The organism is Fodinibius halophilus, assembly GCF_011059105.1.
GTDB classification, from domain to species: Bacteria; Bacteroidota; Rhodothermia; order Balneolales; family Balneolaceae; genus Fodinibius; species Fodinibius halophilus.
On record NZ_JAALLS010000028.1, the window covers coordinates 17,804 to 37,569 of the forward strand.

The 19,766-nt window shown below is 42.1% G+C and carries 19 protein-coding genes and 1 pseudogene; 7 read left to right on the plus strand and 13 right to left on the minus strand.

What is annotated here, in order from left to right:
- Positions 1 to 34 precede the first annotated feature (34 nt).
- The 3 genes from G3569_RS16445 to G3569_RS16455 are packed head-to-tail and all read right to left on the minus strand — an operon-like array spanning position 35 to position 4,215.
- On the minus strand, positions 35 to 919 hold the full coding sequence (locus tag G3569_RS16445; RefSeq protein WP_165271179.1) for a cell division protein FtsX: 885 nt from the start codon (positions 917 to 919) through the stop codon (positions 35 to 37).
- A 15-nt stretch (positions 920 to 934) separates the two neighbouring features.
- Positions 935 to 2,932, minus strand: coding sequence for a putative porin (locus G3569_RS16450; protein WP_165271180.1), 1,998 nt, complete (start codon positions 2,930 to 2,932; stop codon positions 935 to 937).
- A complete protein-coding gene (locus tag G3569_RS16455) occupies positions 2,929 to 4,215 on the minus strand; it encodes a competence/damage-inducible protein A (RefSeq protein ID WP_165271181.1) in 1,287 nt (428 codons plus the stop codon). The genes G3569_RS16450 and G3569_RS16455 overlap by 4 nt, the downstream gene beginning before the upstream one ends.
- 130 nt (positions 4,216 to 4,345) lie before the next feature.
- On the opposite strand from G3569_RS16455, the gene G3569_RS16460 reads away from it, so the two are divergent.
- From G3569_RS16460 to miaB, 4 genes are all read left to right on the plus strand, one after another.
- Complete coding sequence (locus G3569_RS16460; RefSeq protein WP_350356574.1) at positions 4,346 to 4,957, plus strand: CDP-alcohol phosphatidyltransferase family protein; 612 nt, start codon at positions 4,346 to 4,348, stop codon at positions 4,955 to 4,957.
- Positions 4,929 to 5,402, plus strand: a complete 474-nt coding sequence (locus G3569_RS16465; RefSeq protein ID WP_165271182.1) for a phosphatidylglycerophosphatase A family protein — start codon at positions 4,929 to 4,931, stop codon at positions 5,400 to 5,402. Before G3569_RS16460 ends, G3569_RS16465 begins: the two co-directional genes overlap by 29 nt.
- Before the next feature lie 65 nt (positions 5,403 to 5,467).
- Positions 5,468 to 6,109, plus strand: a complete 642-nt coding sequence (gene pyrE / locus G3569_RS16470; protein WP_165271183.1) for an orotate phosphoribosyltransferase — start codon at positions 5,468 to 5,470, stop codon at positions 6,107 to 6,109.
- Between the two features lie 171 nt (positions 6,110 to 6,280).
- Positions 6,281 to 7,645 (plus strand): tRNA (N6-isopentenyl adenosine(37)-C2)-methylthiotransferase MiaB, encoded by a 1,365-nt coding sequence (gene miaB / locus G3569_RS16475; protein WP_240894757.1) that lies wholly within the window; start codon positions 6,281 to 6,283, stop codon positions 7,643 to 7,645.
- A 73-nt stretch (positions 7,646 to 7,718) separates the two neighbouring features.
- On the opposite strand, the gene G3569_RS16480 is transcribed toward miaB, so the two are convergent.
- The 6 genes from G3569_RS16480 to G3569_RS16505 all read right to left on the minus strand — a co-directional run bounded on the left by G3569_RS16480 (position 7,719) and on the right by G3569_RS16505 (position 14,285).
- Positions 7,719 to 9,605, minus strand: a complete 1,887-nt coding sequence (locus tag G3569_RS16480; protein WP_165271184.1) for a carboxypeptidase-like regulatory domain-containing protein — start codon at positions 9,603 to 9,605, stop codon at positions 7,719 to 7,721.
- A 236-nt stretch (positions 9,606 to 9,841) separates the two neighbouring features.
- On the minus strand, positions 9,842 to 10,651 hold the full coding sequence (locus tag G3569_RS16485) for a DUF4382 domain-containing protein (RefSeq protein WP_165271185.1): 810 nt from the start codon (positions 10,649 to 10,651) through the stop codon (positions 9,842 to 9,844).
- A gap of 167 nt (positions 10,652 to 10,818) precedes the next feature.
- The gene (locus tag G3569_RS16490; RefSeq protein ID WP_165271186.1) at positions 10,819 to 11,721 is read right to left on the minus strand and encodes a hypothetical protein; all 903 of its coding nucleotides are present in this window, start codon (positions 11,719 to 11,721) and stop codon (positions 10,819 to 10,821) included.
- 13 nt (positions 11,722 to 11,734) lie between these two features.
- Entirely contained in the window at positions 11,735 to 12,982 is a 1,248-nt protein-coding gene (locus G3569_RS16495) for an early set domain-containing protein (protein WP_205720257.1), read from the minus strand.
- A gap of 17 nt (positions 12,983 to 12,999) precedes the next feature.
- Complete coding sequence (locus G3569_RS16500) at positions 13,000 to 13,722, minus strand: early set domain-containing protein (RefSeq protein ID WP_165271188.1); 723 nt, start codon at positions 13,720 to 13,722, stop codon at positions 13,000 to 13,002.
- Positions 13,723 to 13,727: 5 nt separating this feature from the next.
- On the minus strand, positions 13,728 to 14,285 hold the full coding sequence (locus tag G3569_RS16505; protein WP_165271189.1) for an RNA polymerase sigma factor: 558 nt from the start codon (positions 14,283 to 14,285) through the stop codon (positions 13,728 to 13,730).
- Positions 14,286 to 14,560: 275 nt separating this feature from the next.
- Between G3569_RS16505 and G3569_RS16510 the strand changes: the two genes are divergently transcribed.
- From G3569_RS16510 to G3569_RS16520, 3 genes are all read left to right on the plus strand, one after another.
- Positions 14,561 to 15,850, plus strand: a complete 1,290-nt coding sequence (locus G3569_RS16510) for a sigma-54 interaction domain-containing protein (RefSeq protein ID WP_165271190.1) — start codon at positions 14,561 to 14,563, stop codon at positions 15,848 to 15,850.
- Positions 15,837 to 16,355, plus strand: coding sequence for an LptE family protein (locus G3569_RS16515; protein WP_165271191.1), 519 nt, complete (start codon positions 15,837 to 15,839; stop codon positions 16,353 to 16,355). The genes G3569_RS16510 and G3569_RS16515 overlap by 14 nt, the downstream gene beginning before the upstream one ends.
- Before the next feature lie 85 nt (positions 16,356 to 16,440).
- Positions 16,441 to 17,073 (plus strand): hypothetical protein, encoded by a 633-nt coding sequence (locus G3569_RS16520; protein WP_165271192.1) that lies wholly within the window; start codon positions 16,441 to 16,443, stop codon positions 17,071 to 17,073.
- 3 nt (positions 17,074 to 17,076) lie between these two features.
- Here G3569_RS16520 and G3569_RS16525 read toward each other — a convergent pair whose 3' ends face one another.
- From G3569_RS16525 to G3569_RS16540, 4 genes and pseudogenes are all read right to left on the minus strand, one after another.
- Positions 17,077 to 17,718, minus strand: coding sequence for an MBL fold metallo-hydrolase (locus tag G3569_RS16525; protein ID WP_165271193.1), 642 nt, complete (start codon positions 17,716 to 17,718; stop codon positions 17,077 to 17,079).
- Positions 17,719 to 17,799: 81 nt separating this feature from the next.
- Complete coding sequence (rpmE, locus tag G3569_RS16530) at positions 17,800 to 18,018, minus strand: 50S ribosomal protein L31 (protein WP_165271194.1); 219 nt, start codon at positions 18,016 to 18,018, stop codon at positions 17,800 to 17,802.
- Positions 18,019 to 18,098: 80 nt separating this feature from the next.
- Positions 18,099 to 19,118, minus strand: coding sequence for a hypothetical protein (locus tag G3569_RS16535; protein ID WP_165271195.1), 1,020 nt, complete (start codon positions 19,116 to 19,118; stop codon positions 18,099 to 18,101).
- 11 nt (positions 19,119 to 19,129) lie between these two features.
- Positions 19,130 to 19,731, minus strand: a pseudogene (locus tag G3569_RS16540) (magnesium chelatase); the annotation flags it as partial.
- Positions 19,732 to 19,766: the final 35 nt, after the last annotated feature.

The window sequence follows — 19,766 nt, forward strand, 5'->3', positions numbered from 1 at the left end:
TGTCCAAGCTGGCGATCTCGGTCGCTACTACCAGCTATTCAGAGATGGAGGTTTTCTTAATAAATCTTCTGGCTGCCCATTGGCTCCCCAAAAATCCCATGAACATTGCCAACAGAAGCATCGCACCACACAGATAATACCAGCGACCAAAAGGCCATTCCAATATGCCGAACTGGGGCACATACTTGGGTAACAGATATTGAAACGATAAATACATTACCCCTATTGACAGTAACCCGGCTATGATTCCCTGAACAACCCCTTCTACTACAAATGGGCGACGTATAAAAGTATTTGTTGCTCCCACCAATTTCATGGCTTTGATAAGACCTCGTTTGGCGTATATCGTAAGTCTAATGGTATTAAAAACAAGTATAAGGGCGGCTATTAAGATTAGTACCCCAATGCCCCCTCCCACAGTAGCTACCGTTCTAAAGCGGTCCTCGATCATCTGCAGCAACTGTTGGTTAAACTTTACTTCTTCAACCCCCCGGTATGTTTGAATCTGTTGTACCAGAGAATCTACTTTTGAGATCTCTGTTTCCGGTTTTATCTCTATTTTAAAGGAAGCCGGCAAGAAATCGAGTTTGGCTAATGAGCCGCCTCCTGCTCCAAACTCATCTTTAAAAATAGCTGCAGCACTATCTTTCGAAATATAGTTCACCTTTTGGATCAAATCATTACGATCTAACTTGTTGGAAAGCTCACGGGTGGTACGATCATCCAGATCAATTAAAAATATTTCTACATCAATAGATTTTTTAAGGGACTGCCCTACTTCATAGGCGTTATATGAAACCCGTGCCAAAACCCCAAGTAGTAAAACTGCAATAAAAAGTGAAAAAATGGAGGTAAAAGCAGCCAACCGGGCACGATTCAAACCGGCCATCCCTTCTTTAATAATATATCCTAGACTCATGGTCTGTTTTTCATTTTAATTTCTGAATAATGCACGAACACCAAATATAAACCGGCGCTGCGACATGGGGTATTGAGCTGTCTCAAAGTAGCCGAGTTGACTAACATCATCAAGCACATTTTGCCATCGCAACAAAAACATAATAGAGCGAACCCGGGCGGTAACATCAACATCCAACCTGTTAAAGATTGGCAACAGTTGATCTTGGCTTACCGGTTGCCAGCTGTCAAGTTCGGGATTATAATGGTCGGCCTGGTAACGAAAAGGAGCCATCATCCCGGAAACGCCTGCTTTTACATAGGTAGCACGGTCAAAAAGATATCCCTTCCAGTAGGCACCGCCTTTAAGCCATACGCGCTCAGACGGATTCATCGGTATTTTATTATCCGGTTTTAGATAACTATCGGCAAAACGGTGTATCGTGGCAGATCCATTGAACTCGAAGTGGGTTAAATCCCAATTAAAAAAGAAGGTTGCCGATTGAGAAGAATAGCCCCCTACATTTGTGAAGGTACTATCTACGGCCATAATACCATCGGTTATATCTTTGTATTGTCCCCGAACGCCGATCTGAGTTTCCGGGTTAAACTGATAACTCAACGTGCCTCGCACTTCCTGTACCTTTTCACTTTTCAAACCTGAATTCCCTTCATAACTTTTCGAACTCCAATACAGTTGCTGAGGGGTAGGCATTACGGTGCCCGATGAGGCGCCCGGAGTAAGAGTAATCCCGGCCAAGCTAATATCAGAGGAAGCGTTTAGGCGGTACGATTGAAACCCATCGGAACGTACTTTAAAGTTACCTCCGCCTTTCAGGTCAATAAGAGGCGTAAAATCAAGTGATATACGTCCCTCGGTATTTAACAGCGTCCAATTAGAGGCCGTTAGGCTACCTTCATTAGAACTCTTATTGAAAAACTGCTTAATATCTGCTGATGTCTCAAGCGTAAACCCGCCAAGCGTCCACCATTTTTTTGCCATAGCTCCTACAGAGCTGACTTTGTAACTGGTAGTATCCGTGTTCTGTGAAAGCGAACGCTCATTACCCCGGTAATAAATACCAGCGCGCAAGTTATCTTTTGTTACTGAAGAGTCTGCCTTGCGCTGATAAAAGTTCAGCGACAAAAGACTAGATTTATTTGTTGAGGAAGCTGAATTTTGTGTAGCTGTTGCACTGAACCTATCAAAATTAAATAATCGTAAATCAGAAATACCATAACCAAAGGGCATACCGATATCATAATTATTATTAACATAATTGAGCTTCAGGTAACGATCTTCGGACAAATGATAACTAACCTTGCTAAATATCTGGCGCCCAGTAATTTTCGAGTTGGGATACTCTCCACCCGTGCGTCGATCCCAATAGCTGAGCTCAACATTCATCCGCCTGGATATATTATGGCTAACCTCAAATTCGAGATCCCGTTTCGAAAATTTACTCTCGCTATAAATAAGTCGTGATAAGGGCTTGTTTAAATAGTATTGCCGCAGGTAATAGGTTTTTCGATTTTGGGTGCCTAAATCTTGCTGGTATACGGTGCCAATTTTATGTTGAGGTATTAAAGACCAGTTTAGTGCCCCCGAAACCGGATCGTTAAGCAATACCCCCTCCCAGTATAGCTGTTGGTGCCGGGGTTCATGGGCATTGTGCTGTACAGCATTTGTACGAATACCGGTGCCCATCCGGTAACTGATGACTCCCGGATCTCGATTTAGCTTGTACGTCCAATCGGGCCATATCTGCCATCGCAGGGTACTATCTGTCTCAGTAACCGTCGCCCCAATCGGAGCGCGAAACTCCCAGGGTTGAACCGTAAAAGGCTCTTTTTTATTCTTAGCTGCTGTATCAGTTGTCCCCCTCACTGGTGCAAGTTGCAAAACGGTACTGTCTATGGCTACAGAATCTATATTTGTCAGATTTGTAGTTAGTGTATTAGTCTGGCCTATTGCAAAATTAAAAGCCCCCAATACCAGAATAAGAGTAATATATGTAAATCGGATGGTTCTCAAGCTTCGTTCTTTTTAAGTCCGTATGGCATTTCATCGATATCTAAAATACAGCGTCTTACCATTTCTAGTGCAACGGCTGCCGATCGTTCCTTATTGATTAAGCGATCGTTGGTAAAACGTGCATGCAGCGCAAAATGGCGTTTCTCACTGTAAAATCCTATCCAAACAGTCCCTACCGGTTTTTTATCCGTACCTCCCCCCGGCCCGGCAATGCCTGTGGTTGAAATAGCAATATCAGCATTAAGTCTTTTGGCAGCCCCTTTTGCCATCTGTAGGGCAACTGCTTTACTGACAGCCCCGTGTTTTTCAAGGGTATCTTTTCGAACCCCCAATTGCGTAGTTTTCACCTCATTGGAATACGCATTCACACCTCCTTTAAAATAACGACTACTACCCGGAATATCGGTTACGGCATTGGCAATATACCCACCGGTGCAGCTTTCAGCAGTAGCTAACCAGAACTTGTTATCCGCCAATATTTCTCCTACTGATTGTGCCAGTGTCAAGTCTTTGCCCTCTCCAATAATAAGATACCCGGCTTTCTCTTTAATATGAGCGATTACCGGTTCTATCTTCTCGTCCACTGCTTTTTGTGAGTTACCATAAGCACTAATTCTTATGCGGGTACCCTGTGGACTTGGCAGATATGCGACACTTATTTCTTTGGGCAAAATGGATGAAAGGCCCTCTATAATGGTATCACTCAACGTACTTTCTCCCACCCCGGCTGTAGTAATATAGTGCGAATATCGAAAGGTGGTATTGCCGTTACTGCTTTTAATTTTAGGCAAGACCTTCTCATTCATAAGGTGCTTCATCTCATAAGGTACGCCTGGCAGCACGGCCAGTTTAGTTCTATCACTATCGAACCATAAACCGGGAGCCGTACCCTGAGTATTAAACAGAGGTTCACAGCAATCCGGTACCTCAGCCTGGTGATAGTTCGATTTACTAAAAGGAATATTTCGCTCTCTGAATATCTTTTTTATAAAGTTTAGAATTTCTTCATCCACATTCAGTTCGCATCCAAAAAGCTCAGTTACTACTTTTTTTGTGATGTCATCGTGCGTAGGGCCAAGACCGCCGGTTGTTATTACCAGGTCGGCTTGCTCAAGAGCATGTTCCAATGTGCGTTTTAGAATCCCATAATTATCACCAATAGTATGAATATGCGTTACCTCAACGCCCATATTAGTAAGTACGTCTCCCAACCAACTGGCATTGGTATTAACAGTATCCCCAATAAGAAGTTCATTACCGATACTTATAATATGGCACTGCATACACAAATGGCTGTAATGTTTATGATGATAAAATCGCTGTTCAAAATATCAAACTCTGGCAGCTTTTCGAAGCTCTTTATTCTTCTGTAAAAAACATTTAATTCTATCATACAATTAGTATCTTTGACGCGTGCGTCAATTACCCAACATACTAAGTACGATCAGGATTATCCTGGCTCCCATTTTTCTTATGCTATACGTGCAAGAAGAAGCCGTATGGCGTGCCCTTAGTGTAGGTATTTTTGCTGTTGCAGTAGTTACCGATTTTTTTGACGGATACATTGCCCGCCTTTACGGCGCACAAACCGATTATGGAGTTTTCCTTGATCCCCTTGCAGACAAGTTCTTGACCTTTGCAGGTTTTATCTGTTTACCCTTTATTGATGCGAGCCAATTTCCATGGTGGGCCATCGGGGTTATTGTTTTCCGGGATATTCTGATAACGGCAATGCGTGTTTTAGCTGATTATCGAGATATCACCATGGAGACCCGGCTGACGGCAAAAGTAAAAACGATGGGCCAAATGTTCTTCCTCTATACAGTACTGCTTGTGGGTGTCTTTATCGAAACCAATGTTTGGCTGAGTTCCTACTGTATCGAACTTATGCAGTCCGGAATTTTATCGTGGCTGATGATGGCCATCGTAGTGCTAACCGTTTATTCCGGTTTTGAATATATTTACATTAATAAAAACCTTTTTTCGTATCCGAATAATGCAGAAACTGAAACCGATCCTCGGTAGCTTTTTTTACGCAGGCTTTTTACCAAATGCACCCGGAACCTGGGGCAGTTTGTTTGCTCTTTTTCCAATATACTTTATCGGGGTATATACCCCCTGGTACGGTATTGTGCTGTTTACAATCTTCTGCTCATACTTAACGGTGTGGGTCTCTGAGGAATGTGAGCGCGTTTGGGGAGGTGACCCTTCGCCCTTGGTTATGGATGAACTTGCCGGCCAGGGAATGGGATTTATTGCCATCTCCTTTACAGGCATTATTAATTATGATCTACTTCTGTTATTTTTAGGGTTTATATTTTTCCGATTTTTCGATATCCAAAAACCCCTTGGAGTTGATAAACTTCAGAAACTGCCCGGTGGTTGGGGCATTCTCGTAGATGATTTGTTGGCCGGCTTTTATGCTTTTTTATGCCTAAAAGGAGTTGTATTGGCCCTCGAAATCATATAATATTTTACTAATACACTGATAATCTGAAAAGACTATCATCTGTAACAGCATTAACAATTAGCTTTATGATTATTGATCAACAATTTGCAGAAGAAATAGCACTCGATTTATTAAATATCAACGCGGTTATCTTACGACCGAATGATCCTTTTACGTGGTCTTCGGGCTGGAATTCCCCCATCTATTGCGATAATCGGCTGACAATGCGTTATCCAAAGATCCGGAAAAAGATTGCTCAAAAACTAGTTGCTTTTATCTCCGAAGAGTACCCGGATATCGATGTTATTACCGGTACTGCAACAGCAGGTATCCCCCATGCAGCCTGGGTAAGTGAAAATATGGACAAGCCCATGTCTTATGTTCGTGCCAAAGCCAAAGCATATGGTCTTGGTAACCAGATTGAAGGCGGCATACAAAAAGGAGAATCAACCGTGGTTATCGAAGATCTGATCTCTACAGGCGGGTCTGCGATGTCTGTTGTTGAGGCCCTGCGTTTTGTAGGGGTAAATATTGAAGCAGTGCTAAGTATTTTTACGTATGGATTTGACAAAGCCATCCAACGATTTGAAGAAACCGATGTTACGGTATACAGCTTAACCGACTACCCTACACTTATACAGGTAGCGAGTGAGAATGATTATGTTGATGCCAGTGATTTAAAAACGCTGGGAGAATGGCGACAAAATCCTGAAACCTGGCCGAACTAAAGATAACAGGATACAGAATACAGTTATAGAACTCACGTGCAAATATCTGGCTAAGGGTTTAAATCTTGTATCTCGAATCCTGTATTCTGTGAACCTATTTACCTTTCACAAAGAGTCAATCTCTTCTTATATTACATAGCTCAATTAATCAGGAACTAAACCCCGTATATATTGGATCAACGTAACTTTTATATAGAAACATACGGCTGCCAGATGAACGTCTCGGATACCGAAATCGTCAATTCCATCCTTATGGAAGACGGTATGGAACCGGTAAATGAGCCTGAAGATGCTGAAGTCATCTTCGTAAATACCTGCTCGATAAGAGATAATGCAGAAGAACGGGTTTGGAACCGCCTGAAAGAGTTTAAAGCATTAAAGCGAGAAAAAGACGGCGACTTAACCGTTGGGGTTTTAGGTTGTATGGCCGAGCGGATTCGTGATAAAATCATGGAGAAAGAAGAGCTGGTTGACCTTGTCGTGGGGCCTGATGCATACCGTGATCTACCCAAACTGCTTGCAGATGTTGATGATGGACGTAAAGCAGTGAACGTTCTGCTTTCCCTGGAAGAAACCTATGCCGATATTAAGCCGGTACGTCGTAATGATAACGGCGTAAGTGCTTTTGTAACGATCATGCGGGGTTGCGATAATATGTGTGCGTTTTGCGTAGTGCCCTTTACCCGAGGTCGAGAGCGCAGCCGCGATGCTGAAAGTATTATTGATGAGCTGGAGCAACTCAGTAATCAGGGGTATCGCGAAGTTACGCTCTTGGGACAGAATGTAAATTCTTACGATGATGGCGAACACTCTTTTGCCGACCTGATGTACAAAGCGAGCCAGGTAGACCCTGAAATGCGCATTCGCTTTTCTTCCCCACACCCAAAGGACTTTCCTGAGGAGCTGCTACAGATTATAAGCGAGCAACCCAACCTCTGTAACTATATTCATATCCCTGCTCAGTCGGGGAATAATGCTGTATTAGAGCGTATGCGTCGCCCCTACACCCGCGAACAGTATCTCGATCTCGTCGAGAAGATGCGCGAAATCATTCCCGGGGTTACGCTCTCAACAGATATTATTTCCGGTTTTTGTGATGAGACGGAAGAAGAACATAAAGATACCCTTTCCCTGATGGCGAAAGTCAAGTATGACCTTGCATACATGTTCTCATATTCCGAACGAGGACGGACGCTTGCTGAACGCAAATATGAAGATAATGTACCTGAAGAGGTTAAAAAGCGTCGCCTTTCAGAAATTATTGAGCAGCAAATGAATATACAGGAAGAGCTCAATAATGAAGAGATTGGCCGTCGTCACCTGGTCTTGGTAGAAGGCACCAGTAAACGCTCTGATGAACAGCTCTGCGGACGTACCGATACCAATAAGATGGTCGTATTTGACCGCCCCGATCATATTGGAAAAGGTGATTATGTAGAAGTGACTATTTCTGATTGCACTTCTGCCACGCTAATGGGCGATTTTATTAAGAAGAGCAGTATCAAGGAATTTTCTCAAGAAAAAGTCGCTGTTTAATTTATAACATTCTTTTGATCTCCTATATATAAAAACGAGGTGCTTTTAAACACCCCGCTTTTATTGGGTTGAATTAAACTGCATTTTTACAGAACCCAATCTCATCATGCAGATTAGAAGGCGTATGATCTCCATCTGTGAGCAATATTTGTACACTCATATTAACAATGTATGCACAAGGCTGTAGATCTGCCACGTTAAAATCAGGTGTTGCCGTACCGGAATGATCTCCTGTTGTGGGGGCCGCCGGGAAATTTGTAAAACCATATGGCCCGCCCGGTCCTTTCATACTTATATTCACTGTTCCCAGGTTAGGATGCGCTGCGGTATACAGAACATCTAATTGATCTGTAATACCTGAACAGCCATTACTACCCTGCAGTTGACTTATATCAACCATAGCTACAGCCAGCTGATTATTTCTGACATTGGAGTACCATGCCGGGTGGCTATCGATACCATCATATAGGGTATTATTGACAGCAATATGCTCGCAGATACCCGTGACTGTTTCCGTAGAAGAGTTCCCCTTCTCTCTAACAATCATCCGGATGGCAAAATGCTTATTCTCTGCAAGAGGCTTGCCTGTAGACGTTGAACTATCACCCGTAACAAGTCCCGATAAGTCTATATCATTAAAGGGAGCCAAGATTCGAGTATTGAGTGCTGCCAAGTTATGGTTGGGAGTAAAATATCCGTCCCCGGTCGTATCCAAAGGGTGATCATCTTCTTGGGGTACTTGTATCCAATCTATACCATTGTCAGTTATTATAGATACCGGTATCTCATCCGGCTGGTTCGGTTTTATAACATAATCCACATTTTTAATGGGATTTGAACTTGGGCCCGGATAAGCCGGGTTTGGCTTTTGCAACACACCAATTTTAAGCTTTCCAAGCTGACTTTCTTTTACTGGTTGCCAATTGTAGGAACCACCAATAGGATTACCAGAAGAGTCAACTTCGCAGGTTTCAAAACGGTATTCTAATTGGTTGCCATTTCGCTTTTTGGCTAAGGAACCGTTCAAACGCAGGTTACGGAAAAAGGCTCTATTTTGCGCCTTCGTTAGCCCTGAGCTTGGAGGATTTAAGCTGTCAATATCATTTTCATAATCATAGCTGCCGATATGGGTAAAGGCCGGTTGGGGCTCTGGTGGTGGCGGTATTTTATCTTTTGATAAGCATAGCGTCACACAAAAGCATGCCCCCGCATTTTCGCGATCCGGCTTTCTTCCTCTTGAAGGGTCTTCCGACAAAAGCGGAGTACCCAATGAGGTTTCAACTGAAAAGTATAAGTCAGGCCCTCCTACCAATTCCACATCCCAAACGGTACCTTTTTTAAAATCACTGGCTGAGTAATAGATTAAAAAGTGCCCATTTCCATTTGTAGTAGCCGAACCAAGGGCATCATCCTGAATCCAGTCACGGTCAAAAGCAAAAACCTCTACATTGGGAATGGGGTTTTCCGTTTCGCAATCCAATACCCGGCCGCAAATAACGTAGCCGCCCAGCTTTTCGCGGATTCGGCACCAATATCGATAAGGAACATAATATTCCCAGGCAGATTTCTTTTCGTCCTCCCTGCCCTTGGCATGAGGCTTATATACATCAGCAGTAAATTGAACAGGGTCTAAGTTATCTGGACGCTTTTCTTGGCCAGGTGCTTTTTCGACAAGCACATCAATCTCAAATGATTCACCATCGTATCCTTTTATTTCGTTTAGGTTAAAATCAAATCCACCATTTTCATCAGTAGTCTTTTGGGCAAGCAGGTATTCCTCCTTGGCTTCAATCTCCTTCTGGGTTAAAATCTTGAAATTATTTTTTGGCTCATCAGTAGCTAAAAGTGTTTCGTCCTGATTTTCTCTTAGCCTATACAACCTAATTTTAACATTTGGTAGTTTTTCAATGCAACCGTCACAAAGACGTCCGTAGATTTTACCTTTGAATATATGACTCATAGTATACCCTCTTGTTATTTTTATTTATTAGAAGTAATAGTAATACCCCAAGAATTATGGGGTTTTTTAAGATGAATTTATTACTATAACACGTTAGTAAGACCTGCCGGAAAGGTAATCCTTACAAATTTAACTGTATTTAGTTAAAAAATACTACCTAATGTATTTGATATAAAAAAGGCCCACACTCTATAAAAGAGTGCGAGCCTTGGGCTTTGGGGACTAGAACGGTACAGTTAATTAGATGAAACCGTTATGGTACCAATATTACTGGTCTGTTCGGTTGTTACACTAACCCCTTCTTTCACAGTCTCACCATAATTGCTATTCCTTGGATTTACTGAAACATCGTAGGTGCCTTCTTCCAACCCAATAAGTTTGAACTCACCATTGGCAGTATCTGCGATAGTAGAGGCCAATGTATCAGAGTTTGCGATAGCATAAACTACCGGTTCCGAATCTACGGGTTCTACAGCACCTGCGATATTGCCGGTAATCGCTTTTTCTTTAGCATCAATTACAGGTTGTAATAGATACTGAACAGTAGGGTTCTTCTTCCCGGCTTTTACAACAGAATTGCTGACATCAAAATCAAGAAGTAGCACATACTCAATATCCGGTTCTATCTCTACATTAATACTAAGTTTTACTCCTGTTTGTTGACCACCCGGTACTTTCATAGCATATGGTTTCCCATCTACGACTACACTATGACCGGTACCGCTTAAAATCAACCGAATTTGATTGTAGGTACCAGCCTCAAGTTCACTGCTCCCAATCACAGAAGTAGCTCCATTAATAAGTTCAAGGAGATTATACTCCTTCTGAGGTTCATTTAGCGTAACCCACCCAGACCCATCCTGGGATTCAACCTCTACGCTTTCTATAAAGACATTAACGGCATCAGCCGAATCAATAGGAGCGTCGCTCATTTCAACGGTCATAGTCCCGGTATCTCCGTCTGAGCTGGTGTTACAACTTACAAAAGCCATTGAAGTTACTATTATAAAAACAACGGGAATTGATAGTAGCTTTTTGTTTAACATAATACTATACCCTTTATTTAAATTTATTCATTCATCATTTCTTCTTTATTTTGTCCGTATGACGATTGAAATAACGAAGGGTTACATATTTTTTTACTACTAAATAAAAAGGCTGCTGTTTTGAACAGCAGCCTTGAAATTATTACCAAGCCTAACCAAGAATACGTTTAATTTCCGTTTTGTCCCCTGCCATTGCCTTTATTACCATTGTCGGGTTTATTTCTTAATCCCGGGGGAATATCACCCGGTGGTCCTCCCCCAACTTGCCCGTTAAATAGATTCTGCAATATCTCTTTTGCAGGTATTCCTCCATTCATCTGTTGTGCCACTCCTTTGATCACAGAAGCTGCCGGAAGTTCGCTTCGTTGTTGGGCAATTTTCATTGCTGACGGCAATTTTTGCAGATCAGCAGCCTTAAATCCACCTTTTATAGCACCTACTATAAACTTGGAGGATACTTTCGCATTCTTGCTCCCTGATGGCAGATCCGGTAATATACCCATGGCTGCAATAACCTCGGGAGGACTGGATTTAGCTAACACCGATCTATCTGAAACTTGAGTTAACACTTCATTGACCGTTTCAGGAGACATATTTTGCATAATAGATTTAGACGTTGTTGCTGTAAGCTCATCCCTGAATTGCTCTTTTGTCATTGCATTCTGCCTGTTTATCATCTCCTTTACCTGGGGTTTTTCTACCCATGGCCCAACAATCTGTGCTGCTTTGCCCATCCCTTTATGCATTTTATTTACTACAGAGAGTACTCTTGGGCCCGGTATTCCTTTTGAGAAGCCTTCCAGTGCTTTCCGTATAACCACTTCTGAGGGCAGGTTCTCATTGGCCATTGTAATGGCCGTTTCCATTATCCCTTTAACCTGAGCAGCATACATCCCATTATTTTCAACTCTGTTTTGTAGCTCTGTAAGCACCTCTTGGTTGATGCCGGCATCGCGAGCTTTATGGATCCATTGTTGTGTATCAGTTTGTTGGGCAAACACGCTGCCTGAAACCATCATAAATATGGCCAACCCAAGTAATCGTATGTATATTTTTTTAGCAATAATCATAATGCTACTCTTTTTAATCAACCAATAAAATTGCGTTCTCACTTCCATATCCGTCGTCTACGGTATAGGTATCATTAGAAAATGGAAGCCATTTTTCTGCGTCCCCTTGCCGTTGAAGTATCTTATACTCATAACTGCCGGCTGATAAATCCAGCTGAGCAGTATAGGTATTATCTGCTTGTTTGCGTAGTGGTATTCCCGCCCTATTCCAATTATTGAACTCCCCCACAAGATACAATCGTCCTTCAGTATTAAAATTTATCTGTATTTGCTGTTTCCCTGCTTTTAAATTCCACTTTGGATTTACTTTTTCTGTACTCTTACCAAATGTTGGAGCAAACCGGAACCGAATGCCTGCTGAAACTTCATAATCATTGATTTTAACATTTGAAGTTTCGGAATCGAGTTGTAGTAATACCGCAGACCCAAAAACCGAGAATCGGTTATTCAGAGGTAAGGAAGCATTCGTACCCAGTTGCAGTATGCGATCGGTGTTTTGAACAACCGTATTCTGGGTACCGCCGCCCGGTCCAGCTCCGGGTGGTCCCCCGCCAGGCGGACCGCCTCCGGTATCAGTTTCTTCCGTAAATTCTGTTTGATACTGTTTATAACCGAAATTCAATGCTACATGAGATCCATTTCGGAAATGATAGCTTACCGTAGTATTCGCATTAAATCCTTCCTGTACATTCGGAAATGTATCAAGTGAACCATAAACCCCTGATGTTATTCGCCAATTATAGCTTGGCCAGGTCTCGAACTCCATCCCGTAAAGATCAAAACGGTTACTGCTTGCGGGCCTGCTCGGTGCATTGCGATAACTTCTGAAATTTGATCCCGCTTTTAGCCGGACATATGTAAATGGAGAAGCAAACCATGTAATTTTAGGTTGTATCCATCCGACACTGCGACTAAACGCAGAACTAAAATAGCTTGCTCCTGCCTCAATACCGGCACTAAAACTACTAAACCTATGATTGTAGTTTATCCTGCCCATACCGCCTTTCCAGTTATCTGAGGTATCAAAAATAGGTTCATAGAATAAGCCACCGGTAACAGAAACAGAATTATTATTTTTGTACCAATGGGATTGCCAAAAAGCTGACGTAAAGTTATATCCGGATTCAACTGAGCTATCCCACTCTCCCAGGAACGGATTGAGATAGCTGTTGGTAGCGTATCCGACACGAGAATCCAGCGACACTGTATTCTGCCAATGCTGGCTTTTACCCATTGTTGTTATCACAAATGAAATACTCATAATTAAGATAATCGATCTCATATATATATAACTGCATTTTTATTCCCAAAGCCATCATCACGGTGTACCGGTGCCAGAGGATCAGTAACCCATTGCTCTCCATCTTTGATAAACATATAGTTATGTTCTCCACGGCTCATCGATACCAACCCTGTCCAAACGGTCTTGCCATCAATGGTTTTCTTAGTCAATTTTACCGGTTCCCAATTACTAAAATCGCCCGCTACTGCCATAGACTCTGCCTCATCATCCAGATACATAAAGCGTAACATTACCTCATCTGCAGCCGATGATACCTGCTGAATTGAGGAATCTATGTTCTTGGTTGTATCTGTATTCTCAGTAACAAAAGGTTGTTGATCTTGCAAAAACAGCATCGGGTATGAAAATGAAATAAGCACCAAGAGTGCGAAAACAAAGCTGTAAGCAGGGCGCCACTGTACCTGCCGCGGTACCCAAAGATCTTCTGACCATTCCTTAATCTTTTCCCATAACCCTATACGGTCTACCTCTTCAGACTCTTCGTTAATCCGGCTCATTACCTTATCGGTAAATCCCTCTGGTACAGATGTATCAGAAGTACGGTTAAAACCAGAGGAAAGATTCTCAGAAAGTGATTTCTCAAAGCGCAACATAGATCGCATATCCGGATCATCGGCAATCGTATGCAGGGCTTCTCTTTCCTCTTCGTCGGAGAGATCGCCATCTAAATATTTTCGGAGTAAAGTATCCTTATCCATAACAGTTAGCTCCGGTTTTCAATATAGTTTTTAAGTTCTTTTTTGGCCCGGTAAACCCGAACCTTGAGTGCACTTACAGAGGCATCTAAGCGCTTCGACATCGCTTTATAACTCATATTTCCATTATATTTCATCATAAAGGCCTCGGCATAATCATCATTTATATGGTCAAGTCCTGCCTGCAAAAGCGCAATCCACTGCTGTTGTTCAACGGCTTCATCCGGCAGCCCGTCATCTCTGAGCCGGGAATTAAGATCTTGCTCATCCATTTCACTAAAATTACTGTTATTTCTGCGGATATTTTTAGCATAATCACGACAATGATTTTTTGCCAGCGAATAGAGCCAGGAAGAAAATTTTGAGTTCCCCTTAAACGTATCAAGGCGTTCGTAGGCTTTTACAAATATAGCCTGTGCCAATTCTTCCCGATCCGCTTCAGCATCAACAAAATTGTTTACAATACTAAAAACCATAGGTGCATACCGGTCAACAAGCGTTCTGTAATCCCCGCTCTGTCCATTTTGTATCTTTTCAATTAATTGCCATTCCTTTTGCTGCTCCATGTTCTGTTTGGGCTGATAGATCTATCAGGAAGATAGCATAACCTTATAGATACCACAGTCTGGGTTCTATCTTCTGATCATATGACGATTAAGTCTTAAAATAGTTACTTAACTTTAAAATTTTCTAATAAAAAACATATTTTTTTATCTCCCAGCTATCAGAGCTCTTTGAAGATGCCAATAATTTTCGAATCTCTTTATGTATCTAGGAGTGGAATTCTTACCTTTAGAATCAATGAACTATGAATGATTTAAGACAGATATAGCTTCTCTTTATGGATCGTGAAGCATTTCAAGAACGATTTGGACTTATAGGTGAATCTGCTGCTCTGAAGCAGGTTATTGATAAAGTAGTGCAGGTAGCTGATACCGATATTACCGTATTACTACAAGGCGAAAGTGGTGTTGGTAAAGATGTAACAGCCAAAGCCATCCACGAGATAAGCAACCGTAAGCATAACGACCTGGTTATTGTCAATTGTGGTGCCATCCCCGAAGGAATTATTGAAAGTGAACTTTTCGGTCACGAGAAAGGATCTTTTACCGGCGCACACGAAGCGCGTGAAGGTTACTTTGAAAAAGCCAACGGGGGCACCATCTTTCTTGATGAAATTGGCGATACCCCAGCCAATGTACAAGTAAAACTCTTGCGAGTTCTAGAATCCGGAGAGTATTTCCGTGTTGGATCCAGTAAATTACGTACTACAGATGTTCGTGTTATCGCGGCTACCAATAAAGATCTGTGGCAATTAGTGCAGGAGGAATCATTTCGCGAAGACCTGTTTTATCGCCTTGATACTGTAAAGGTAAAACTCCCCCCCCTTCGAGATCGCCCTGATGATGTCATCCCAATTTTCAGAAAGTTTGTCACTGAGTTTTCAGCCAAATATGATTCCGTTTTTAAAGGATTTTCCGACGAGGCTAAAGAACTGCTGGTCTCATATCGCTGGCCGGGTAATGTCCGGGAACTTCGAAATGTAGCAGAGCAGTTAGTCGTGCTTGAAAAATCTCAGTTTATTGATACCGATAAGCTCCAAAAATACCTTAAGGGGCGTCAGCATTCCGGTGCTACTGATAATTTACCTGTATTGGCTGACCAAAATGAACGCAATAAGAACGGTGCTTTTGGCAACGATGACCAAAAGCTGATCTACCGGGCCCTTGTAGAGTTGCAAAGTGATATAGGAGATCTTAAAAAGATGCTGGCAAACTTTTTATACTCCACCTTTTCGCAGAAAAATATTAAGGCGCTCCCACAAAATATTCAGGATGAAGTAAACAAACCTGAGAATTCCGGCATGGACATTGACATCGGTAATGCCGCTGAAGAAGATATTGGAGTTGAATCTTATGCCGAAGCCGATATCTCTGAAGAAGAAACTGAAGATGATGCTTTTTCTGAATTTTTTACCAGTGATGATATTCCCTCTATTGAAAAAACCGAACAGTTCCTAATTGAACAAGCCCTTCGAAAGTATGAGGGCAATCGCCGCAAAGCCTCCGAAGCCTTAGGGATAAGTGAACGAACTCTTTATCGCAAGCTCGATCAATATGGTCTCCAATAACATCCGTTCTCTTTTACTGCTTATACTGCTATGCTTCGTAACTACGGGCTGCTTTAGATATAGCTTTACCGGTACCTCCATCCCCGAAGACGTAAACACTGTTTATATTCCCTTTTTCGCGGATCAATCGAACAGCGGGGTTAGTAACTTAAGTGATATTTTAAATGAAGCACTCATAGACCGTTTTATTAGTCAAAGTCGATTGCAGCTTGCCAATTCACGCAGTGATGCTGATGCAATCCTGGAAGGGTCAATCAGAAGGTATACGAATCAAGCCTTTAGCCTCAGCGGCAATCAACAAACCAGCCGTAACGAAGTAAAAATTTCTGTTCGGGCCACCTATAAATATACTGATAAAGATCAGGCTGAATGGAGTACTACTTTTAGTGGCTCTGAAACTTATGACACTAACGAAAACCCTATTGAAGGAGAAACTAATGCTGCTCGTGAGGCCCTTAGCCAGGTCGCTGACAATATGTTTAATGACGCTGTAAGCGGGTGGTGAAATTCTATATTTTTGTATTGACTGCAAGTACTTTCTGTTTGTATAATAGCAGCAACGTTGCTCGGGAACCTTTTACCAATTATTGATGCCACAATTACCGTTCGAAATACCTAAATCACTAGCCTCGTATGCTGAACATTTTGATTCCGATCCAATAAAAGCGACTACACGGCTCAAAAAACAGCTTAAAAAGCGGGGCCCCGATGCAGTAGGTCATTTTTTGCTGGCATGGTTTTATCATCTTAAAGGCATGGATGACTTAGCTGTTGAAGAGGCGTTAAAAGCACGCATTTATGCTCCCGGCAGTCCTTTTTTTGAAAAGCTTCATTACTATTTAAGCCATCCGAATACTCTTGAGGCCTGGACCCCTACCGAAATTCCTTATACCTCAGAAAAAAAATCTACAAGTTATGACCCCGGGCCGGTACTGGATCTGGATACGTTAATTCAAAAACTGTCAGCTGTTGAGTCAAAACGCATTAAGCCCGAACAGATGGAGCCGGGTGAACCATCACAACAAAAAGGGACCTCCGACGATATAGATGGTATTGCATCAGAGACCTTGGCTTCGATTCATGAAAAACAAGGTAAATTTGATATGGCCATTCAAACCTACCTGCATTTACGAAGCCGGTACCAAGAGAACAAAGAACACTACAACGAGCAGATCCAACGGATTCGAAAACGAAAAGAAGAAAGCAGTAACAGTGCTTCCTGAGTTTTATTTCACTGCTTTTACAAAAGGATTCGCCTGTTTCTCATGCCCTATAGTAGTTTCCGGTCCGTGTCCGGGATAAATAACGGTATCTTCTGGCAACGTATACAGTTGTTCACGAATAGATTGTTCCAGTACATTAAAATCTCCTTTATACAGATCAGTTCGACCTATCCCTTCTTTAAAAAGCGCGTCTCCGGCAATAACAATGTCATCATTGGGGCTGTATAGTGATACATGATCCGGGGCGTGCCCGGGGGTGTAAAGGACATCAAATACAAAGTTCCCGATCTCCCACCCCTTTGTAATGGGCAAGGGCTTGGGGGCAACCGAAACCTCATTCACCTTAAGCCCAAACATTGAAGCCTGAGAAGGATAATTATCCCATAAGTGGCGGTCTTTATCACTTAAATATACCGGCACATCATAATTATTGAGCACCTTTTGCAGGCCCAATACGTGATCCACATGAGCATGGGTGAGCACAACTGCTTGTAAAGAGAGGTTCTCATCACGTAACTGTTTATCAATTCTTTCATACTCGGCCGGTTCCATAAAACCGGGATCGATAATCAAAGCCTGGCCTGCTTGGGTCAGTAAATATGTATTTTCGGCAAAGGGTCCAACGGTTAAACAATGTAGCTGCATAGGGCGTGATTGGTTAAAAATAAAAAAGGATGCATCTCAGTGAGAAATGCATCCTTAATTTCATCAATACTCGTAGAAAAATTAGTCGTCGCTGTTTCCGTAACGCTTCTTGAAACGATCGATACGACCGGCTTTCTTCTGGTAATTCATATTACCTGTATAGAAAGGATGGTTCTTTGAGTCAACTTCGCTACGATAAACACCATCTTCGGGGTCCATCGTACTTCGTGTTTTAAACTCAGTACCATCACTTAGCTTAACAGTAATTTCGTTGTACTCCGGGTGAATTCCTTCTTTCATGGGATCAATAAATTTCTTTGTTGCCTTAAATTCAGTGGTAGAATATAAGGGTATATTCTTCTACTTGCAACGCCAAATCCCTATTCAAAATCATCCAGGTTGTCGAGGTCATCCATTGAACTAAGCATACTGCTCAGCATGTCTGAATAGGATCGTTTATTATGTATCTCCTCTTTGCCCAGTATAGAGTGCTGATGGAGTGCTTCAATAACAAAGTCCATGAATGTAAACTCGGTTTCAACATCCGGTGTATCGGTATATTCTCTGACAAGATCTTGTAATCCGGGTACCTGCTTTAAGCTCTCTTCATATTGTTGTTGACTCTGTTGATCCGTTATCTCAAGGGTGTTGCCTTCTGCAAACCAATTAAGAATAGGTTTGTATGCACTGTCAGTGTTCTTTTTCTTTTGCTGCTCGGGATCAGGAAAATACCGGGTGAATATCTTTTTTATGGCTGTCCCAATAATATGTTTGGAAACATTTATTATACCCTCCTGCTCGCCTTCGTATACAAGTTCCAATTTTCCCGTTAGTGCAGGCACTATATGATATACATCCGTAATACGGGCAACCGTTTTAGTTTCCCCGTTAATTAATGCTCGCCGTTCGGCTGAAGAGATCAGCTGTTCCATTGCTGTAATCGTCAGTCGGGTAGAAACACCACTTTTTTGATCGATATACTCAGAAGACCGTGCTTTAAAAGATATCTCTTCGAGTAGCCTTTTAAATAGAGCCGGAATGCTAACCTCTAAATCATCCTCGCGAGAGGTCCAGGCTTCCTGTTCGGTGATCTCCATACCTACGTCAATCTCTCTCGGATAATGGGTAAGAATTTGAGCATCAATTCGATCTTTGAGAGGCGTAATAATATTTCCCCTGTTGGTATAATCCTCCGGATTCGCCGAGAAAACCATCAGCACATCCATAGGAATCCGAACCTTAAATCCCCTGATTTGAATATCCCGCTCCTGCATTATAGAGGGCTTTGCAAAACCATTGATTTCGTCATTCTGAGCTTGTCGAAGAATCTCCAGTATCCATCTGCTGCCGTTGAAAGGGAAATCCTTCATTACATTCAGGATGACTGCCTGGTTTTGCAAAGGTCCCTTATATTAAGCAGCGAAACTTGAATTCTGGGTTGTAGATCCGGCAGTTCATTTATGACAAAGATCCCCCTGTTAGTACGTGGAATAAGCCCGAAATTGATAACATTTTTATCAGCAAACGTCATCTTTTGAGCTGCTGCTTTAATAGGATCAATATCCCGATAAGGTCAGAAACGGCAGTATCCGGGGTTGCCAGCTTTTCCCCATATCGTTCACTGCGATGGAGCCAACTTACGGGGGCCTTATCTCCGTGTTCTTTTATCAATCTCTTTCCCCTTTTTGAAACCGGGTTAAAGGGATTATCATTAGTTTCTGTATCTTTGCGAACAGGCAAATACTGATCCAATAAAAGATACAGTTGGCGAAGTATTTTTGTCTTTGCCTGTCCTCTCAGTCCCAATAAGATAATATCGTGTTTGGCCAACAAAGCATGTTGCAGTTGAGGAATAACGGTATTCTCATATCCTTTAATACCGGGAAAAAGTGGCTCCCCATTTTGAAATTTCTTGATTAGATTATTACGCACCTCTTCTTTGACAGATACAGAATTCCAGCCTGACTTTTTAAGCGCACCAACAGTATCTATTGAATCATGAATCTTTTTCATATTCTGAGTTCAAGTAGTAAATGCAACATGAAAGA

What these genes read in the sequence shown, in the direction of transcription:
- G3569_RS16445 (WP_165271179.1), bottom strand. Translation starts at nt 919, where the DNA reads ATGAGTCTAGGATATATTATTAAAGAAGGGATGGCCGGTTTGAATCGT.
- G3569_RS16455 (WP_165271181.1), bottom strand. Translation starts at nt 4,215, where the DNA reads ATGCAGTGCCATATTATAAGTATCGGTAATGAACTTCTTATTGGGGAT.
- G3569_RS16465 (WP_165271182.1), top strand. Translation starts at nt 4,929, where the DNA reads ATGCAGAAACTGAAACCGATCCTCGGTAGCTTTTTTTACGCAGGCTTT.
- pyrE (WP_165271183.1), top strand. Translation starts at nt 5,468, where the DNA reads ATGATTATTGATCAACAATTTGCAGAAGAAATAGCACTCGATTTATTA.
- G3569_RS16480 (WP_165271184.1), bottom strand. Translation starts at nt 9,605, where the DNA reads ATGAGTCATATATTCAAAGGTAAAATCTACGGACGTCTTTGTGACGGT.
- G3569_RS16485 (WP_165271185.1), bottom strand. Translation starts at nt 10,651, where the DNA reads ATGTTAAACAAAAAGCTACTATCAATTCCCGTTGTTTTTATAATAGTA.
- G3569_RS16490 (WP_165271186.1), bottom strand. Translation starts at nt 11,721, where the DNA reads ATGATTATTGCTAAAAAAATATACATACGATTACTTGGGTTGGCCATA.
- G3569_RS16495 (WP_205720257.1), bottom strand. Translation starts at nt 12,982, where the DNA reads ATGAGTATTTCATTTGTGATAACAACAATGGGTAAAAGCCAGCATTGG.
- G3569_RS16500 (WP_165271188.1), bottom strand. Translation starts at nt 13,722, where the DNA reads ATGGATAAGGATACTTTACTCCGAAAATATTTAGATGGCGATCTCTCC.
- G3569_RS16505 (WP_165271189.1), bottom strand. Translation starts at nt 14,285, where the DNA reads ATGGAGCAGCAAAAGGAATGGCAATTAATTGAAAAGATACAAAATGGA.
- G3569_RS16510 (WP_165271190.1), top strand. Translation starts at nt 14,561, where the DNA reads ATGGATCGTGAAGCATTTCAAGAACGATTTGGACTTATAGGTGAATCT.
- G3569_RS16515 (WP_165271191.1), top strand. Translation starts at nt 15,837, where the DNA reads ATGGTCTCCAATAACATCCGTTCTCTTTTACTGCTTATACTGCTATGC.
- G3569_RS16520 (WP_165271192.1), top strand. Translation starts at nt 16,441, where the DNA reads ATGCCACAATTACCGTTCGAAATACCTAAATCACTAGCCTCGTATGCT.
- G3569_RS16525 (WP_165271193.1), bottom strand. Translation starts at nt 17,718, where the DNA reads ATGCAGCTACATTGTTTAACCGTTGGACCCTTTGCCGAAAATACATAT.
- rpmE (WP_165271194.1), bottom strand. Translation starts at nt 18,018, where the DNA reads ATGAAAGAAGGAATTCACCCGGAGTACAACGAAATTACTGTTAAGCTA.